The organism is Lactobacillus xujianguonis, from assembly GCF_004009905.1.
GTDB classification, from domain to species: Bacteria; Bacillota; Bacilli; order Lactobacillales; family Lactobacillaceae; genus Lactobacillus; species Lactobacillus xujianguonis.
In genome coordinates, this window is record NZ_ML136871.1 from 69,364 (window position 1) to 86,163 (window position 16,800).

Sequence of the window (16,800 nt, forward strand, 5' to 3'; positions counted from 1 at the left end):
CTATTATATGATTACAAACTATTGTTCGCAAGTAACATTTTGAATTATTCTTTAAAATAATCCTGAATAATCTGTTCAACTCTTATTAGCTGCCTGCTACTCTCGTTTTTAGCAGTTAGCAAACTATAATCTTCTTTTAGCTGAACCCCGTTATTTAATAAAAAGAGCTTCTGCAGTTGGTCATTCACTAACAATTTAGCGGTTCTTTCATTCATCAAGAAGTATCCTGAACCTGAGCTTGCCATTAATGCTGCTTCATTAAAACTTTCAACCGCGATCAGTGGACTAGAAATTGCTAAGAGGTCACGATGATAGTGCAATTCTGCTTGTTCTTCACTCACTGTAGCCACTAACATATCTGGAATAGCATGTAATTCAGCTAATTCGACTGTTTGTTCATTTTTATCAAAATTTTCGACTTGCAATACTGCTACTAAACTACACCGTTCAAGTTCATTCCTAGAAATTAGCTTTTCATCAATCTTGCTATCCCTTATGCTAGTTACCACTAAATCAGCTTGTCCATCTTGAATTGCCGTTAAACTTTCTTCTTGCGATAAAGGGACTAATTGCAACTCTATCTGCTCTTGACCGGCTAATTCTTTAATTTTTTCAAAATCAACGCTTCCAAATTTCTTGAAATATCCTAATCTCATTAATTCTTTTCCTTTAAAAACTAAAAAAGTTCTGGCTTCCCAGAGCTTTTTTATTATTCTTCTTCACCGTGAAAAGTCATGCTAAAGCCAGCATCAAACTTCTCACCTTTAGCTAAATGATTCATGCCATATTTATCTTCTAGTTTACCATCAGTATCTAAGCGATCAGCAATGCCCCACCAAGGTTCAATGCAAACATAATCAGCCGTCTTAGGGTATTGCGACCAGATTCCTACAAATGGAGCATTTCTAGTCCAGACATTAACATGAAACTTGTTCTTTTCAGTTCTAAGCGATACCTTGTTATCATGTCCCTTTAATTGAAAAATTAAGGCATCATTCTTAAACAAACCATCACTCAGTTCAATTAAACTGTCGGTAGAAGCAAGAGAACGAGCATCCCAATCTAGATAAGAGCCTTTTAGCGGAATTTGAACTCTAGTTTCTGAAGGATGAAAGGCAAAATAGTAATCATTTTTAGTCAAATCATTATCAACTGGTACATTAAAGCCAGGATGTCCACCAATTCCAAAGATCATTTCATCATCTGATTTGTTAATAACGCTGAAGTTTTCTTCAACCAGGTTATTCATCAAATTATAATTTACGCGCAATTCAAACTTGAAAGGATACATCTTCCGCGTCTCTTCATTATCCTTAAGCAAAAAAGTAATACTTTCATCAAATTGATGTTCAACTTCAAACACTTGATCTCGAGCAAAGCCATGCTGGCCCAGATGGTAAGTTTTGCCTTGATAAGTATATTCATCATCTTTAAGTCGACCAACAATCGGGAACAAAACTGGTGCATGCCGACCCCAAATTTCTGGATCTGCTTGCCACATATATTCATGACCTGTATGAGCTCCAACTACACTTTGAATTTCAGCACCTTTATCTGAAATCGTAACCGTCAACATATTATTCTTAATTACGTAATCCATTGTTATATCCTTAATTCAAAATCATTTTACAACTATCGCTCTTATTGTTAATTGTATCACAAAGATTTTGCTAGATGTACCGCTTACACCTTTAAAAGAAAAAAGCTGATATCTTTTTTGACATCAGCTTTTTTAACAGTATTTCTAATCTTACAAAATGAACTTGGTTAAGTCTTTATTAGTAATAATATCACGCAATTTTTCTTCAACATATGCTTCAGTAACCGTGATTTCGCCCATTTCCATATCTGGACCTTCATAAAGCACATCTTCAAGTAGTTTTTCGAGAATCGTTGATAGACGTCTTGCACCGATATTATCAGTACCTTGGTTAACCTCATAAGCAATTTCCGCAATCTTCTCAACTGCTTCTTGAGTAAAGATTAACTTAATACCATCAGCCTTCATTAGAGCGATATATTGCTTCAATAATGAATTTTCTGGATCCTTCAAAATCTTAACAAAATCATCTTTAGTTAAAGCGTTTAATTCTACTCTGATTGGGAAACGTCCTTGCAATTCAGGGATCAAATCACTTGGCTTACTTTCAGCAAACGCACCAGCAGCAATAAAGAGAATATGATCAGTTGCTACAGGACCATACTTAGTTTGAACAGTGGAGCCTTCAACAATTGGTAAGATATCTCTTTGCACACCTTCACGTGAGACTTCACCACTGGTCTTCTTATTACCAGCAGTAATTTTATCAATTTCATCGATAAAGATAATCCCATTATTAGTAGTCCGTTCAATTGCTTTTTGGTAGAGAGAATCATAGTCAATTAATTTACGTGATTCTTCTTGAATCAAAATTTCACGGGCTTCTTTAACCGGCAAAGTGCGCTTAACCTTTTTCTTAGGGATGAGATTATTCATCATTGAGCTCATATCAATGCCCATTTGACCCATCATGTCATTCATTGGGTTAACTTTTGGTGCTTGCTCAACTTCGATTGTCACTTCACGCTCTTCTAATAATCCTTTTTGTAGTTGTTCAGCTACCGTCAAGCGTTGGTTACGGATATCGTCAGTGACTTCTTCTTGATCTGAAGAATTATTGCCTTGGTTCATTCCGCCCATTAGCATGTTCATCATTTCTTGCATCTGGTTTTCTCGATTTTCATGCTTAATGCCTGGAACTAGCAAACGAACTAATTGCTTGTTAGCTTCTTTTTCAGCTCTGGCTCTAACTGCTTCGAATTCGTCCTTTTCTTCCATACGGACTGCTTCAGCGACTAAATCACGAACCATGGATTCGACATCTCTACCGACATAACCAACTTCTGTAAATTTAGTTGCTTCAACCTTTACAAAAGGTGCTTCAACAATATCTGCTAAACGACGAGCAATTTCTGTCTTACCGACCCCAGTAGGTCCAGCCATTAACAAGTTCTTAGGGGTAATATCTTTTTGCATTTCTTTGGATAATTGCATCCGCCGATACCGGTTATATAAAGCAATCGCCACTGACTTCTTTGCTTCATCTTGTCCAATAATGTATTGGTTTAAAAGTTCAACAATCTTTTTAGGTGTTTTAATTGCCATTTTTATCTCCTAAAGTTCATCTGTTGTAATTTGATCATCAGTAAAGACGTCAATCCCTGATGCAATTTTAACCGCTTCATGTGCAATTTCTTGCGCTGGCATATCTTTTGCATGACGCGTCATTGCAATAGCAGCAGCTTGGGCGAAATTACCACCTGAGCCAATTGCAACTACATTTTCATCTGGTTCCAGCACTTCACCGTTACCAGAGATTAACAACAAGTCTTTTTGATCAAAAGCAATTAACATTGCATTTAATTTCTGCAAGGTTGGATCTTTGCGCCACTCTTGGGCCATTTCAACTGCAGCCCGGCGCAAGTCTCCACTATAGCTTTCAAGCTTTCCTTCTAACATATCTTGTAAACTAACCGCATCAGCTACCCCACCGGCAAAGCCAATCACTACTCGATCATGGTAAATCCGGCGAATCTTTTTTGCTGAAGCTTTTGCGATTACTTTTTCTCCTAAAGTTACTTGTCCATCCCCTGCAATTGCAGTCTTACCATTAAACTTAACAGAACAAATTGTTGTCATTTTCTATCTTCATCCTTTTCATCATTTCTCACGAAAAACTTATCATATTCGGCTTGCAAGTGCGCCATGGTTACATGCGTATAGATCTGAGTCGTTGATAAATTACTATGTCCTAATAATTCTTGCACACTTCTTAGATCAGCTCCATTATTAAGCATTGCAGTCGCAAATGAATGCCTCAATTCATGGGGATGCGCCTTACCAGCAATCCCTGCTTGATTAAATATCTTTTGAATAATATATTCAAGCCCGCGCTCTGATAACGCTGCCCCTTGATTATTTAAAAACAAGTTTCCCTGATCATCTTTACTACCCAGAAGCTGCGGACGACCATCATTTAGATAATTCTCTAACGCTTGCTGCGTTTTTTGATCAAAAGCGACATAGCGATCCTTGTTTCCTTTACCATGAACTAAGATTGTTCGAAGCTTAAAGTCTACTTGTGCAAGCTTTAAATCACTAACTTCGCTTACCCGCATCCCTGTTGTATAAAACAACTGCAAAATTGCCAAATTACGCAAATTCAGGGGTTTGTTTCCTTTAAGCGAAGCAATAACTTGTTTAATTTCAGGCGGATAAAAGAACTGCGGCAAACGTTTATGTTCCTTGCGTAAAGAAATAGTTTGCGTTGGATCAATCTTAATTAACTTCCGCTTAGTCAAAAAACGGTAAAAAGATCTCAAACTCGACATTTTGCGCATTTGCGTCGTTCGTGCAAGCTTTGCTTCGACTAAAGATTGCAAGTACAATTCAATGTCATGACTTTTAATCTCTTTCCAGCTTTTAAACAACTGTTTTTCTTGCCAAAATTTCTTGGCCTCAAGCAAATCAGTCTGATAGGAGCGAATCGTCTTTGAACTATAGTGCCGTTCAAACTGTAAATACGAAATAAAAAGCGTTAATTCGTCTTTATCTGCTTGCGTCATTACTCTAACACTTCAGCCTTAAAATCAGCCAAACTAGCTAACCCGCGTTCACTAATCTTGAGGTGACGGTCACGTTTTTTACGAATCTTCTTACCCTCTAATGCTGGCAATAAAGCAAAACTAGCATTCATTGGTTGAAAATGTTGTGCATTGGTTGTGGTCACATAATGAGCCATTGAACCTAAAGCGGTATCCACTGGAAAAGCAACAGGTTCTTCTCCTAATGCTTCTCTAGCAGCATTAATTCCTGCCACTAAACCAGAGCCAGCACTTTCAACATAACCTTCAACACCAGTCATTTGACCAGCAAAGAATAAGCCTTTCTGCTTTTTGGCCTCATAACTGGCAGTTAGAACTTCAGGAGAAGCCATATAAGTATTGCGGTGCATCTTGCCATACCGTACGAAACGGGCATTTTCTAAGCCAGGAATCATTGAAAAAATCCGCTTTTGTTCACCATACTTTAAGTGAGTTTGGAAACCAACAATGTTATACATTGATGCCGCCGCATTATCTTGCCGTAATTGGACAACTGCGTATGGCGTTTTTCCTGTATGGGGATCTTCTAATCCAACAGGCTTTAATGGTCCGAAGAGCATAGTTTTAGCACCACGATCAGCCATAACTTCGATTGGCATACAGCCTTCAAAAACATCGCTATTTTCAAAGCCGTGCATTTCTGCAGTTTCTGCATTAATTAATTCTTGACTAAATTTCTCATATTGCTCTTTAGTCATTGGACAATTTAAGTATGCAGCTTCACCCTTGTCATAACGAGACTTTTTATAAACAATATCCATATCAATTGAATCAGCTGCCACAATAGGAGCTGCCGCATCGAAGAAGTGTAAACTGTCCGTACTTGAAAACTCTTGAATTTGTTTTGCCAAAGCATCACTGGTTAATGGACCGGTTGCAATAACTGTAATACCTTTTTTAGGAATTTCAGTAATTTCTTCATCATGAACAGTGACGTTGTCCAAACTCCGAATCTTTTCAGTTACATATTTACTAAAACTATCACGATCAACCGCTAAAGCTCCACCAGCTGGAACTTGGGTTTTATCTGCAGCAGACATAATTAATGAATCCATCCGCCGCATTTCTTCTTTAAGTAGACCAACAGCATTAGATAGTTGATTTGAGCGCATGGAGTTTGTACATACTAATTCCGCAAACTCTCCTGTTTCATGAGCTGGTGTCATTTTTTGTGGTCGCATTTCATATAAATCGACATGAATTCCTCGCTTGGCTAATTGCCAGGTAGCTTCACTACCAGCAAGTCCTCCACCGATAACTGTCACATTTTCAGGCATTCAATTCACCCTTTACTAAATTTAAATTTCTAATTAATTACTTTATATATTATAAAATATCATCAAACTTAACAAAAGTTTGATGATATCTCTTAATCTTTATAAATTATTTATCTTGATCTTCGCGTGGTTCTTCTTTGTAATCACCATTTGGACACAAAACCACTAAGCCCTTCTTTGTCTTCTTTTGAACTAAGAAGTGACCATCATTTGGACAATTACGCCCCATCGGTTGATCCCAAGAAACAAAGTCACATTCAGGGTAACGAGAACAGCCATAGAATTTACGATTTCGCTTTGACTTCTTCTCAACAACATCCCCTTTACCACATTTAGGACAAACCACACCGATTTTCTTAACAATCGGCTTAGTATTACGACAATCTGGGAAACGAGAACATGCGTAAAACTTACCATAGCGACCCATTTTGATGACCATTGGTGCGCCACAAATATCACAGTTAAAGCAGGCAGGTTCATCTTTAATCTGAACCTTTTCAATTTCAGTATCGGCCTTTTCTAATTCCTTCTTAAAAGGATGGTAGTAATCGTCGACGACCTTTACCCAATTCTTATCTCCGTCTTCGACACTATCAAGATCACTTTCTAAACGCGCGGTGTAGTCAACGTCAGTAATATCTGGGAAAAATTCCTCAATTAAGCCGTCCACAATTTCACCTAATTCAGTTGGCACAATTGACCGCCCTTCCAGCTTAACGTAATAACGGCGCTGGATGGTATCAATAGTAGGGGCATAAGTTGAAGGACGACCAACACCATTTTCTTCCAAAGCATGAACTAAACTAGCTTCAGTATAGCGAGCTGGTGGTAAAGTAAAGTGCTGCTTGTTATCTGAACGAGCCATCTTCACTTGATCGTTTTCCTCTAGGGCTGGCAATTCCACATTCTTTTCTTGTTGATTATCATAAACCTTGGTGAAACCGGCAAATTTCATTTTAGAACCGGTTGTTCTAAAGATAACCCCATTTTGGGTAATGTCAGCTCTAATTGTGTCATAGACTGCTGGCGTCATTTCACTAGCCAAAAAGCGTGACCAAATCAATTTATATAATCGATATTGTTCAGTCGTTAAAACCTTCTTTAAGGATTCGGGCGTGCGGTACACGCTGGTTGGACGAATTGCTTCATGGGCATCTTGGGCATCTTCTTGGTTCTTGAAGTGACGCTGACTCTTAGCTGCATATTCAGCACCATAATTTTCGTGTAAGAACTTAGAAGCTTCAGCTTGGGCGACAGGAGAAGTCCGCTTGGAGTCAGTTCTCATATAAGTAATCAAACCAACTGTTCCTTGCTTACCTAAGCTGATTCCTTCATAAAGCTGTTGCGCAATTCCCATTGTTCTTCTAGTACGGTAACCTAAACGCTTGTTAGCTTCTTGTTGCATGGTTGAAGTAGTAAATGGAGCTGCAGGTTGCCGACGTCTTTGCCGAGTAACTACATTTTCGACTGTGAACTTTTTCTTTTTATCAATTTTAGCCAAGATTTCTTTCACAGCATCATTGTTAGGCAGTTCTTTCTTCTTATCATCAACACCGTAAAAACTCGACTTAAAAGTTTCTTTACCCTTAGTAAATTCGGCATCAATCGTCCAATATTCTTTTGGCTTAAAGTTTTTAATTTCCTTTTCGCGATCAATTACCAGCTTTAGAGCCACAGATTGAACACGACCTGCACTTAAGCCCTTCTTAACTTTAGCCCATAAAATTGGTGATAAAGAATAACCCACAATTCTATCTAACACCCGGCGAGCTTGCTGGGCGTCAACTGTATCCATATCAATTGTACGAGGATGCTTAAAGCTTTCTTTAACCGCATCCTTAGTAACTTCGTTAAAAGTAACCCGGTTCTTAGCTTTTTCATCAAGATTCAAGGCGTGAGCTACGTGCCAAGCAATGGCTTCCCCTTCACGATCGGGGTCGGAAGCCAAGTAAACTTCTTTAGCCTTTTTAGCCTCTTTTTTTAGTTCCTTGATAGTGTCACCCTTACCACGGATTGAAATATACTTTGGCTTGTAATTATCGTCAAAGTCAATTCCCATTTGTGATTTTGGTAAGTCACGAATATGTCCTTTAGAAGCAATTACGTGGTATTTGCTTCCAAGATATTTTTCAATTGTTTTTGCTTTAGCAGGTGATTCCACGATCACCAAAGTTTTTTTAGTATTTCTTTTCTTCGCTTTTGTTTTAGTAGGCATCAAATGCCTCCTCATAAAAATTATTTTTTTGATGTACTATTCAGAGAATAAGATATTGAGAGCAAAATTGTCAAATCTTTCTATATTGTTTCCTAAAAATTGTGTTGCAATACTGACAAATTTATCTGCTTTTTTCTTCTAAAAAATATTTTCAGTTTCAAGCTTAAAATCAACAATTGGTGTTGCTCCCACTTCAATTAGCCGGTTAGGACCCTCAGATAATGGACTCGTTATTGGACCAGGAACAGCATAAACATTACGATTTTCCTGTAAAGCTAAATTAGCTGTAATTAGGGAACCTGATTTTTCTTTAGCTTCCGTCACAATCACACTATCACTAATTCCCGCTAATATACGATTGCGTTGAGGGAATAAGAATTAATATAACTAGATACTAATATGATAAGATTTTCATTGTAACTGTGTGACTTTTTGTGTGTCAACTAAAAAAGCCGCTCACAAATGAGTGACTTTAAACATAGGATTCAATGAATCAGTCAATCCTAAAAGCTGATTCATCTGCAATAAGTTCACGTAGAATTTCTTACCGCTAATAGATTTATTGTAGCTCTTTTTCTCTTTGTTGAATATATTCTTTGATTTGCTTAAGATCTTCCTTAGTAGCTAGTTTAAGAATAAAATTTTTAGCAACTGAACGTTTAGTAATGTAATTCTTTCTAGATCTATTTTTTGCATCCCATTTTGCATTTGCTTTTTTACGTGCTTCACTTAACTCAGCCATATGCTGTTCTCCTTAAAATACTTTGATTAATTTCAACAATGAAATAATAAGTACAAGAAATATACTAATTAATAATGCTCTTTTTGGATAAAATGCTAAAGAATATTTAACATTTTTACTATTACGTGATATTTTCAAATTTTTCATTTGTAAAATGCCTTTCAATCAATTAAGATTAAATACAGAGAAAAGGAAGGGAGTACCGTTCCCTCCCCTTTCAGGTATTACCAATTAAGGGTAATTTCAAAAACTACAAACCAGAGGTTTATTTTGAAGTGAACTCTGATTTGTGGTTTTTATTTTGTTCTTTTTTCATTTCATCACCTCCTAACTTCCATATTTCTTTCCTCCTTTCACTTATTATAATACACGCTATAACGTGTAATGTCAATAGAATTTATAATAAAAATACAAAAGAGCCACCCCAGAGCGTAAGCTCTAGAGTGGTCTTGAATCATTAATAGAAATACCACCTGCAATTATGGTCAACTGAATATTTCAAAAAATTATAAAAAGTATTAATTGCTTTGGTATGTGAACTTTTATCATAATCACTAGTGTCAATATAATTAAAGATAGTTCTTAATGTATGGCTTGTTAAAGTTTGACCGATATAAAATGGTTGAGTTAATAAAACAAAAGCTTCTTGATATTCATTTTTTAAGGCACCTTTGTCAAAGCAAAGAACTATCAAATTCATAGTGGGCTGATATTTGTAAATTTGAAAGGGAATATTGAGTGCTTTCAGTAAATTAATTCTCAAATTTTCGTAAGATATATAGTCATATTCTAATTCTTTTAATACTTCTTCTTTACTTGGATCTAAAGCTTGAATTACTAATCCCATAGTTTCACCTCATTTATAAAATTATAACGCAAAAAAAGCCACCCCAGGAACTTAATCCTAGAGTGGCTCTTTTTAATTATTTAACTTTACAAAATTTAGCTGGAATCCATTGCTGATCAGTTCCAATCTTATAACATTTCATACCTTTAATAGTCTTTTCAGCCCATACTTTCCAACTAGTATTAGTCTTAATGTATTTTTGATAATGACCTTTGCTGTCTAATAATCTTACTTTCCAGTTAGGATCATTATTGATTACCGGCACATAAATAATTCCAGTTAATGCAGATTTTTCATGATTAACTGACTTTTTAGGTTCTGATTTAGTACTTTTTGACGTTTTAACACTGGTTTTAGCTGCATGAAGATCAATTAAACTAATATTACCGTCCACACCTAATCCATGCCAATTGTCTGTAAATTGCCAGATAGCAATGCCATCCATTGATGGGAAATTATTAAAATTAGGCTCATCAATTCGACCCATTGTGGCATATGAGGCAATCCATAAGCATGTACCATATTTATCAGTAATTTGCTTACTGTGAATGTTGTTCCGCATTAAAGAAGCTCCTGAATAAAGCCCGACATGATAGCCTGCTTGATCACACACTTTCATGAAGGCTAAAATAGCCCGTGTACTTGGTCCTTTACCTGCAACTACAGAATTACCGTCACCAGTTTCCCAATCAAGCCATAGGTATCTCTTTTTACTAATATTGACCGCTTTAGCCCGACTAACAAACCATTTAGCTTCTGCTTTAGCTTGTTTTACTGAAGCTCCAAAGTTAGCAAAGTGATAAGCATGTACAAACATATGATGAGCATGAGCACTCTTAATTTGCATTGTTGCCTTAGGGTTAAAATAGCCCGTTCCTTCAGTTAGCTTAACAATTACAAATTTAGCACCTGCAACATGATAACTACTTAAACTTGTTGGATTAAAACTGGCAACATCCACACCGTACTGTCTAGGCATTGCTGGTCACGTCCTTAATTGGTTCAGTTGGTTGCACAATTTCACTATTAGGAACATCTTTAGCAATTTCAGGTGTACTAGTATCAGTTACGGTATCATTAGCAATATTCATTGCGTTTACTGCCTTTTCAATCGCACCGTTAACAGCATTTGGTGTCACGTTCTTAATGCCAAACCAAGCAAGTCCTTGAGTAATAATCTCACTCGCAAATTCTCTCTTCTCTTTGCCAGAACCACCGATATATTCAGCTTCATGCACTGCATTAGTAGCAAGCTTGCCTAAAACATCTAAGGCTTGGCCAGCACGAGTAGCACGGTTAATCTTTGCCTTATCTTTAGCATAAACGCCAGCAATAATAGCAATCAAGTAGCTTGCTACAGTAATACCTAAATAAATCCAATCTTTAATTGTCACGATCATTCAATTCCTTTCTTAATTTGTCATTTTCAGCTTCTGCTTTAAGCCATCTTTTACGATATAACTCAGCGTCTTGGGACTTTCTCTTTAAATCCTCGTCTTTTTCTTCAATAATCTTAGCAAATGAATTTTGCTTTGAGCTGTTAAAAGCTTTATAGAACAGGGTTACTGCTGTAATTAAACTACCAATGGCAGTGAGGATATATCCAATTCCATTCACACTTACAACACCCACTTTCAGGCATCGCAAGCGGTCAAATAGATAAAACCAAAAATGATTAAATCTCCCCATGCTGAGTGTCCCATACGATAGTATGGCGTAAATGCACCGTGAGTCAGTTGTATCAAAGCTAAAGCCATACATACAACGCCAGCCATCACTAGCAGTATTTTAGTGATAATAATTATTTGTATTTTCGTTTTGGTTTTATGGACGTAAGGTGTAACAAAAGCAAATGCCATAAGTAACACACCTAATGCAATTAAGCCAATCGCTACATACTTGCTGTTCTCATACTGCTTCCACTGTGGAGGATAGATAAAGTACTTAGTATCCTTTGTTAGCAGCAAACCTTTACCCAAAATAAAAAGTCCGATTAGAATTTCAGAATATCTCACATTAAGCTTGGCTTTGATCTTCTCCAGATCTTGTTGCATCGTTATCGCCCACAATCTTCTTAAAATCATCTTCAGATAGAGAGCCATCTTGCACTTGGCTTTCTAAAAACATACGGTCAAAAAAGCCAGCTTGATAGCCAAATTGATAAATTTCAAACATAATTACTCTCCCTCCTTAGGTGTAGCAGTGGTTGCTGGTGTTGGCGTTGCCTTAAGTGATTTAATGTCTGCACTTAAAGTACCTAGTTGACCTGCAATCATCGTAACCATTTTAGTTAACTGATCATTCTTAACACTCTCTGCAGTCTTAGCCTTAGCACTCTCATCTTGTTGCTGCTGAATTGCTTCAACCCTGTCTTTAATCTTGGCTAATTGGTTAGCTACCCCACTTGTGGAGTTTTCCAGCCACTTGCCGGTTGACCAGTTAAATTTAGGACTAGTTAAACCAGTTGGAACATCAACAACAATTGGATAGCGATTGAAATCTTGTTTTTCTGAAAGTAAGACTGGTTCACAGTCATGTTTTTCATCTGATCTGTATGCCAATTGTACAAACAGGCCGTTACCAACTTGTTTCTTCATTTCATTTGCTTTGTCTTGCCAATTCTTGTTTTCTTCCACAGTAGGTGTGGAGGTTTGTGTTTCTTCTACCATAATTAATTTTCCTTTCTTAAATAATTCAATGTATTTTTCTCAGAAAAAACAGACCCCTTGAGCGACAAGGGATTCCGCTGTTTTGTATTTTTCTCAGAAAATAAAAGCCCCAGGTGGGGCGTTCTCGTTAACGTTTGTCATAAACGATAGTCTCCTTACTTATCCCTCAATTACTAAATTAACAGTGTGCTTAAATTTTAGTTCCCAGGTATTGACACCAGTAAATCCATCATTATTACCCACAAGGAAAATGATATATTTTGCATTACCAGTATTAAAAGTTGCACTTGAGCCATTCTCCCAATTGGCGCTTGGATTATAAACTTTAGACCCTGCTTGAGGAGAGTCCACCAAGTAATACATCCATAGAAAATTTTTATTTGTTAATGGATTAACTTCTACAGAAACTGTCTCGTTCGGATACACTTTAATGAATTTAGATACAAATCTTGTACCGCTTGCTGTTGGATCATTAATTATTAAAGTGTTTTTATATCCTGGTACAAACATAGTCTTAGGCACCCAAGACATTACATTTTCAGTAATATTGTTACGTATAGTTTCAAAGCTCTTCCCTTCTATTGATATAAACATCTTAAACCGCCACCTCCTTCACGAAAGTGGTGTAATCATTGATGTAAAGCCTATAGCGGAGCTTTACCCCCCCCATTTTGGATTCCAAGGCAGATAAACGGTTACTTAATGCATCATAGTCTGACCTCATTACATAATCTTTAATCGATGGGATCCATTTAGGGCAATGCGTTCCTTTGACCATCGTCATTGATCCTATATAGAACGTTCTGTTATTTGCGCTTTCAATTCTCAATCCAAAAGGATTTTTAACATTATGATCCGAGTTTGCTACTGCTGTGATTGTTATCCAAGACCAAGGAAGTTCAGATTGTGAGCTTTTTATAATGTCGTGCCCAGAAAGAGTCACAACTTGGCCATTAATTGTTTTATGTAAGATACTTCCATCGCCGCCATTTGAATCTAATGTATATGCTTGAAAATAAACGTCATTTTTATTTGTAGGTGAAAAGACATATGCGCCCAAAGTAAAAATATCACCAGCTTTAACAAACAACTGCTTTTGGAATGTTCCTGCCCATGGTGCAAAATTGTGAAAAGCAATATTGCCATTAGGATCTAATTTTGTATCAGTTAAATTTTTATTTAGGTAATTATAACCAGCGCTCTCCCAATTAGTGCCTGAAAAATCAGATGTTCCAACATATAGATTAGTTTGTGGAATATCCTTCTTTTCTGCCAACTGAATTGGGTTCTTAGCTCCTTTTAGAAAAATGCTTGCCATTATGCTACCTCCAATCTTGTGGAAGTAGCTAAAGCCTTGCGCCAGTAAGAATGTAGGCTATGCGTTACCCCCCCGATTTCAAGTGCGTGCCAGGTATTCCATTGAATCGGATCTCCGCCTTTAGTTCTTACAAACAATTTAGAATTTGTATCAATTACTAATTGGAACATAGCAGGAGCACTTGGTATAAATTTTGCAGTAATATATTTTGCCCATGGAGCGGTAGCATTAGGAGAATTAATTGGCTTTTCACCCCATGAAGCATAAATTCCAGGTTCAAGAGAGTTTAAATCAACATGACTATCAATCTTAACAATTTGATTGCTATTAACGAGAGCTGATAGCAGACTGTGAGCATTTAAAAGCTCTTCACCTTTAGCAAAAAATCTAGCCATTGTAAAGCACCGCCTTTCCGCGGTACCAGTGGGTTAGGAGACTACTGAGTACCCCCCCGATTTGCTTTTTTAGGTCTGAAATTTCTTGTTCTAATCGTTGGATGTCAGACTTCCACGCAATGTAATCTTCCCAGCCACCTAATGCCGTATTATTAATGCCGTTTAAAGATGTAATTTTAGCTTTATGGGCAAAAGAATTAATACTAAAGATCTTAATTGTATCCTTTCCACCAAAAGCTATTGCATCAGAATAATTATCAGCAAAAGCACCATTTACATTGCTAGGAAATTCGTCTCTAATAACCATCAAATGTCCATCAGAGTCATTAACTCCAAGCTGCTTAACCAAGTCTTTATAATCTGCTGGATTTTGTGAACCTAAATGCTTATACAAAGGTGTATCCACATTTACTTTCTTATCAAAATCCTTCTGGCTGACATCATTTAAAATCTGCTTGCCATTTTCATAGATTTGAGTCATATGTTTTCTCCTTTCAAAAATAAAAACGGCAGCTATTCACTGTCGTTGCATAAAATCGTTATCGTTAGTGTTATCAATTCTTCTTATAAGCATAAGAATTATCCTAACCTCTTTGTTTCTATGGCTCCATCCTTAATAATGTATTTCTTTACATCGTCATATTTAACCCAAACCATATATAGGAAGGGTGCCTTTACTTCAGCCGAATCCATTGTCCAACTATTATCATCTGTGGCGTTGTAAAAGACCCCTAAAAATAAGGTATCTTTAGCACGATAATTAACATTATCAGGTGTAATAGCTAAATTATTAGCAGGGATAATTGCTTCACTTAAAATAGTAGAATTATTATAATTATCCCCCCAGTTTCTGGGGTCGTTATCTTTCATTGCCAAAAAAGCGTTAAAAATTTCATCTTTTTTTATTGTGTCATATGCAAGCCAATCAAAAGTCGTGATTTTTTCATTGGTCTTTCTGTATTTAGACCAGTCAATTGCTTGTCCAATTAAGTTAGGCATACATTCCGTATTACTTAATTGATAAATTCCATCTTTTGACGTTGTTATTGGATAATAATCGGTGTTCTTATATCCAAGCATCTTTGTTTCAGCCATTACGCAACCACCTTTCTAGTGCACTATATATACGATATGTTCCTTGTTTTTCTGCTCTGCCGGCAGTTTATTGTAGTCAGCTTCTGAGATTTCTACACCATGTGTTGCAGCGTCTAAGTCTGTCTTAGTAGCATAATTGTTTTGCATTTGAGCAATCGTGTTTTTGATATTTTGCAAATCGCTTGAATTGTCCTGTTGATTAACCTTATCTTGCAGAGCAACAATTGCGTCATGATTACTGGTAACTGTGATAACAGTGTTATCAGGTAAAGTTGCCGAAGTTGGTCCATCATCTGCATCGTAGATATAAACCCCATCACCTGTCTTAGACGCTTCAAATGCTGCTTGAGGGCTGTCGTAACCTGTGTGATTAACTTTGAAGTTAATGTCACCTTTTTGTCCATTAAAGCTAGTAACACCACCTGCAGGCAAGCTAATGTTGCCGTTGCTATCTGGCTGAACGTTATTAACTGTTTTGACCTTACCTGCATCGTTCAGCTTTTCATTAACTTGATCTTGAGTGTAATAATTGGCTAAATCATCAGTAATTTTTTCATTTGTTTCCCTTTTGGTGTAGTAATTTTGTAAATCTGATGGTTTAACGAATCGAGTAAAGTCTATGGCACTAAACTGCTTTGCAAGCTGTTGCATCTTGGATACGGCATCATTAATTTGCTTCTGAATATTAGTAACATCAGTGCCATTCTGTTGTACTTGAGCAAGTATGCCATTAACCTGTTTTTGATAGCTATCAATTGTGGAAGTTTCCCAAGACTCAAAATTAGTTCTTAATTTGGAAAAATCATCATTATACTTCTGATTGATCGTATTAGTATATCCTTCCACATTAGAGAGAGCAGCAGTAGTTTTATCTGTTAAATCTTTTAAAGCGTTAGTAATCGCTTGTTGATTAGCAGCTTTGGTATTAGTAATCTGCTCAGTAAGTTGCGCTTGCATATCATTTAGATCACTTGTTAATTTTGTTTGGACGCCTGCCATTGCAGTTTCCAAAGCTTTAAGTGATCCTACATAATCATTATTGGTAACACTAATCTGAGCGTCTTTTTCAACATCAAAATAAAAATTTTTAGTGGAGTCTACTGTAGTGCCATCAGTAATCTCAAACCAAGCTTTACCACTTGCTGTATAAATATCAGGTTGTAAACAGTATGTAAAAATGCCTTTACTGTCGTTATCTGAACTACGAGTAAATTTACCAGAATTGTCTCCTTGCCCATTATCAATAATGATTTTATTACCATTTTTGTTCTCACAAAAAACTAGATTTTTACCAGTCAAGTTATAGGCAGAATTATCTGCATTTAAAACCGTGACAGTAATTGATAAGCCATTTTCATCTTGTCGAAGTTTACGATGTGCATTATCAATTACTGCTGTGCTCTTGTCTGTTGTTAGAGTTATTGGCGCTAGACTCATGAGCCTTCTCCTTTCTATATTTATCTACAATTTTCTGTAACTCAGCATTTCTAATTTCTAACTGGTTCTTTTCATCAGTTACTTTGGCCAATTCCATGTTTAGTTGTGTAATTTGAGTTCCCATGTTATTAGCTAAAGTTGTAATCATTGTATTTTGCATA

At 36.6% G+C, this 16,800-nt stretch carries 22 protein-coding genes and 1 pseudogene; all 23 read right to left on the bottom strand.

Going from position 1 to position 16,800, the window contains the following annotated elements; genetic code table 11:
- Window positions 1–44 precede the first annotated feature (44 nt).
- Window positions 45–656: a type 2 periplasmic-binding domain-containing protein gene (locus EJK17_RS00315; RefSeq protein ID WP_103661172.1), complete on the bottom strand. Its 612-nt coding sequence runs from the start codon at window positions 654–656 to the stop codon at window positions 45–47.
- Window positions 657–709: 53 nt separating this feature from the next.
- On the bottom strand, window positions 710–1,600 hold the full coding sequence (locus tag EJK17_RS00320; protein ID WP_103661171.1) for an aldose 1-epimerase family protein: 891 nt from the start codon (window positions 1,598–1,600) through the stop codon (window positions 710–712).
- 150 nt (window positions 1,601–1,750) lie between these two features.
- On the bottom strand, window positions 1,751–3,145 hold the full coding sequence (gene hslU, locus EJK17_RS00325) for an ATP-dependent protease ATPase subunit HslU (protein ID WP_103661170.1): 1,395 nt from the start codon (window positions 3,143–3,145) through the stop codon (window positions 1,751–1,753).
- Window positions 3,146–3,154: 9 nt separating this feature from the next.
- Window positions 3,155–3,679 (bottom strand): HslVU peptidase proteolytic subunit, encoded by a 525-nt coding sequence (gene hslV, locus EJK17_RS00330; protein ID WP_103661169.1) that lies wholly within the window; start codon window positions 3,677–3,679, stop codon window positions 3,155–3,157.
- The gene (gene xerA, locus EJK17_RS00335; RefSeq protein WP_127796093.1) at window positions 3,676–4,605 is read right to left on the bottom strand and encodes a site-specific tyrosine recombinase/integron integrase; all 930 of its coding nucleotides are present in this window, start codon (window positions 4,603–4,605) and stop codon (window positions 3,676–3,678) included. The genes hslV and xerA overlap by 4 nt, the downstream gene beginning before the upstream one ends.
- Entirely contained in the window at window positions 4,605–5,921 is a 1,317-nt protein-coding gene (gene trmFO / locus EJK17_RS00340; RefSeq protein ID WP_103661167.1) for a methylenetetrahydrofolate--tRNA-(uracil(54)-C(5))-methyltransferase (FADH(2)-oxidizing) TrmFO, read from the bottom strand. Before trmFO ends, xerA begins: the two co-directional genes overlap by 1 nt.
- 106 nt (window positions 5,922–6,027) lie before the next feature.
- Window positions 6,028–8,136, bottom strand: coding sequence for a type I DNA topoisomerase (gene topA, locus EJK17_RS00345; RefSeq protein ID WP_103661166.1), 2,109 nt, complete (start codon window positions 8,134–8,136; stop codon window positions 6,028–6,030).
- Window positions 8,137–8,274: 138 nt separating this feature from the next.
- Window positions 8,275–8,514 (bottom strand): annotated as a pseudogene (locus tag EJK17_RS00350) (DNA-processing protein DprA); the annotation flags it as partial.
- Between the two features lie 181 nt (window positions 8,515–8,695).
- The gene (locus tag EJK17_RS00355; RefSeq protein WP_103661165.1) at window positions 8,696–8,878 is read right to left on the bottom strand and encodes a hypothetical protein; all 183 of its coding nucleotides are present in this window, start codon (window positions 8,876–8,878) and stop codon (window positions 8,696–8,698) included.
- 457 nt (window positions 8,879–9,335) lie between these two features.
- Entirely contained in the window at window positions 9,336–9,725 is a 390-nt protein-coding gene (locus tag EJK17_RS00360) for a hypothetical protein (protein WP_103661164.1), read from the bottom strand.
- Window positions 9,726–9,801: 76 nt separating this feature from the next.
- Window positions 9,802–10,704, bottom strand: coding sequence for a GH25 family lysozyme (locus EJK17_RS00365; RefSeq protein ID WP_103661163.1), 903 nt, complete (start codon window positions 10,702–10,704; stop codon window positions 9,802–9,804).
- Window positions 10,697–11,125: a phage holin gene (locus EJK17_RS00370; protein WP_236629310.1), complete on the bottom strand. Its 429-nt coding sequence runs from the start codon at window positions 11,123–11,125 to the stop codon at window positions 10,697–10,699. The genes EJK17_RS00365 and EJK17_RS00370 overlap by 8 nt, the downstream gene beginning before the upstream one ends.
- A complete protein-coding gene (locus tag EJK17_RS00375; RefSeq protein ID WP_236629309.1) occupies window positions 11,109–11,342 on the bottom strand; it encodes a hypothetical protein in 234 nt (77 codons plus the stop codon). Before EJK17_RS00375 ends, EJK17_RS00370 begins: the two co-directional genes overlap by 17 nt.
- 17 nt (window positions 11,343–11,359) lie before the next feature.
- Complete coding sequence (locus EJK17_RS00380) at window positions 11,360–11,779, bottom strand: hypothetical protein (protein WP_103661161.1); 420 nt, start codon at window positions 11,777–11,779, stop codon at window positions 11,360–11,362.
- Complete coding sequence (locus tag EJK17_RS11345; protein WP_161494897.1) at window positions 11,742–11,900, bottom strand: hypothetical protein; 159 nt, start codon at window positions 11,898–11,900, stop codon at window positions 11,742–11,744. Before EJK17_RS11345 ends, EJK17_RS00380 begins: the two co-directional genes overlap by 38 nt.
- Before the next feature lie 2 nt (window positions 11,901–11,902).
- Entirely contained in the window at window positions 11,903–12,394 is a 492-nt protein-coding gene (locus EJK17_RS00385) for a hypothetical protein (RefSeq protein WP_103661160.1), read from the bottom strand.
- Window positions 12,395–12,553: 159 nt separating this feature from the next.
- Window positions 12,554–12,988, bottom strand: a complete 435-nt coding sequence (locus EJK17_RS00390) for a hypothetical protein (RefSeq protein WP_103661159.1) — start codon at window positions 12,986–12,988, stop codon at window positions 12,554–12,556.
- Window position 12,989: 1 nt separating this feature from the next.
- Window positions 12,990–13,712: a hypothetical protein gene (locus tag EJK17_RS00395; RefSeq protein ID WP_127796094.1), complete on the bottom strand. Its 723-nt coding sequence runs from the start codon at window positions 13,710–13,712 to the stop codon at window positions 12,990–12,992.
- Window positions 13,712–14,107, bottom strand: a complete 396-nt coding sequence (locus EJK17_RS00400; RefSeq protein ID WP_127796095.1) for a hypothetical protein — start codon at window positions 14,105–14,107, stop codon at window positions 13,712–13,714. The genes EJK17_RS00395 and EJK17_RS00400 overlap by 1 nt, the downstream gene beginning before the upstream one ends.
- Window positions 14,100–14,588: a hypothetical protein gene (locus EJK17_RS00405; protein WP_127796096.1), complete on the bottom strand. Its 489-nt coding sequence runs from the start codon at window positions 14,586–14,588 to the stop codon at window positions 14,100–14,102. The genes EJK17_RS00400 and EJK17_RS00405 overlap by 8 nt, the downstream gene beginning before the upstream one ends.
- 98 nt (window positions 14,589–14,686) lie before the next feature.
- Window positions 14,687–15,202, bottom strand: a complete 516-nt coding sequence (locus EJK17_RS00410; protein WP_127796097.1) for a hypothetical protein — start codon at window positions 15,200–15,202, stop codon at window positions 14,687–14,689.
- Between the two features lie 15 nt (window positions 15,203–15,217).
- The gene (locus EJK17_RS00415) at window positions 15,218–16,639 is read right to left on the bottom strand and encodes a hypothetical protein (protein WP_103661154.1); all 1,422 of its coding nucleotides are present in this window, start codon (window positions 16,637–16,639) and stop codon (window positions 15,218–15,220) included.
- Window positions 16,587–16,799, bottom strand: a complete 213-nt coding sequence (locus EJK17_RS11350) for a hypothetical protein (protein WP_103661153.1) — start codon at window positions 16,797–16,799, stop codon at window positions 16,587–16,589. Before EJK17_RS11350 ends, EJK17_RS00415 begins: the two co-directional genes overlap by 53 nt.
- Window position 16,800: the final 1 nt, after the last annotated feature.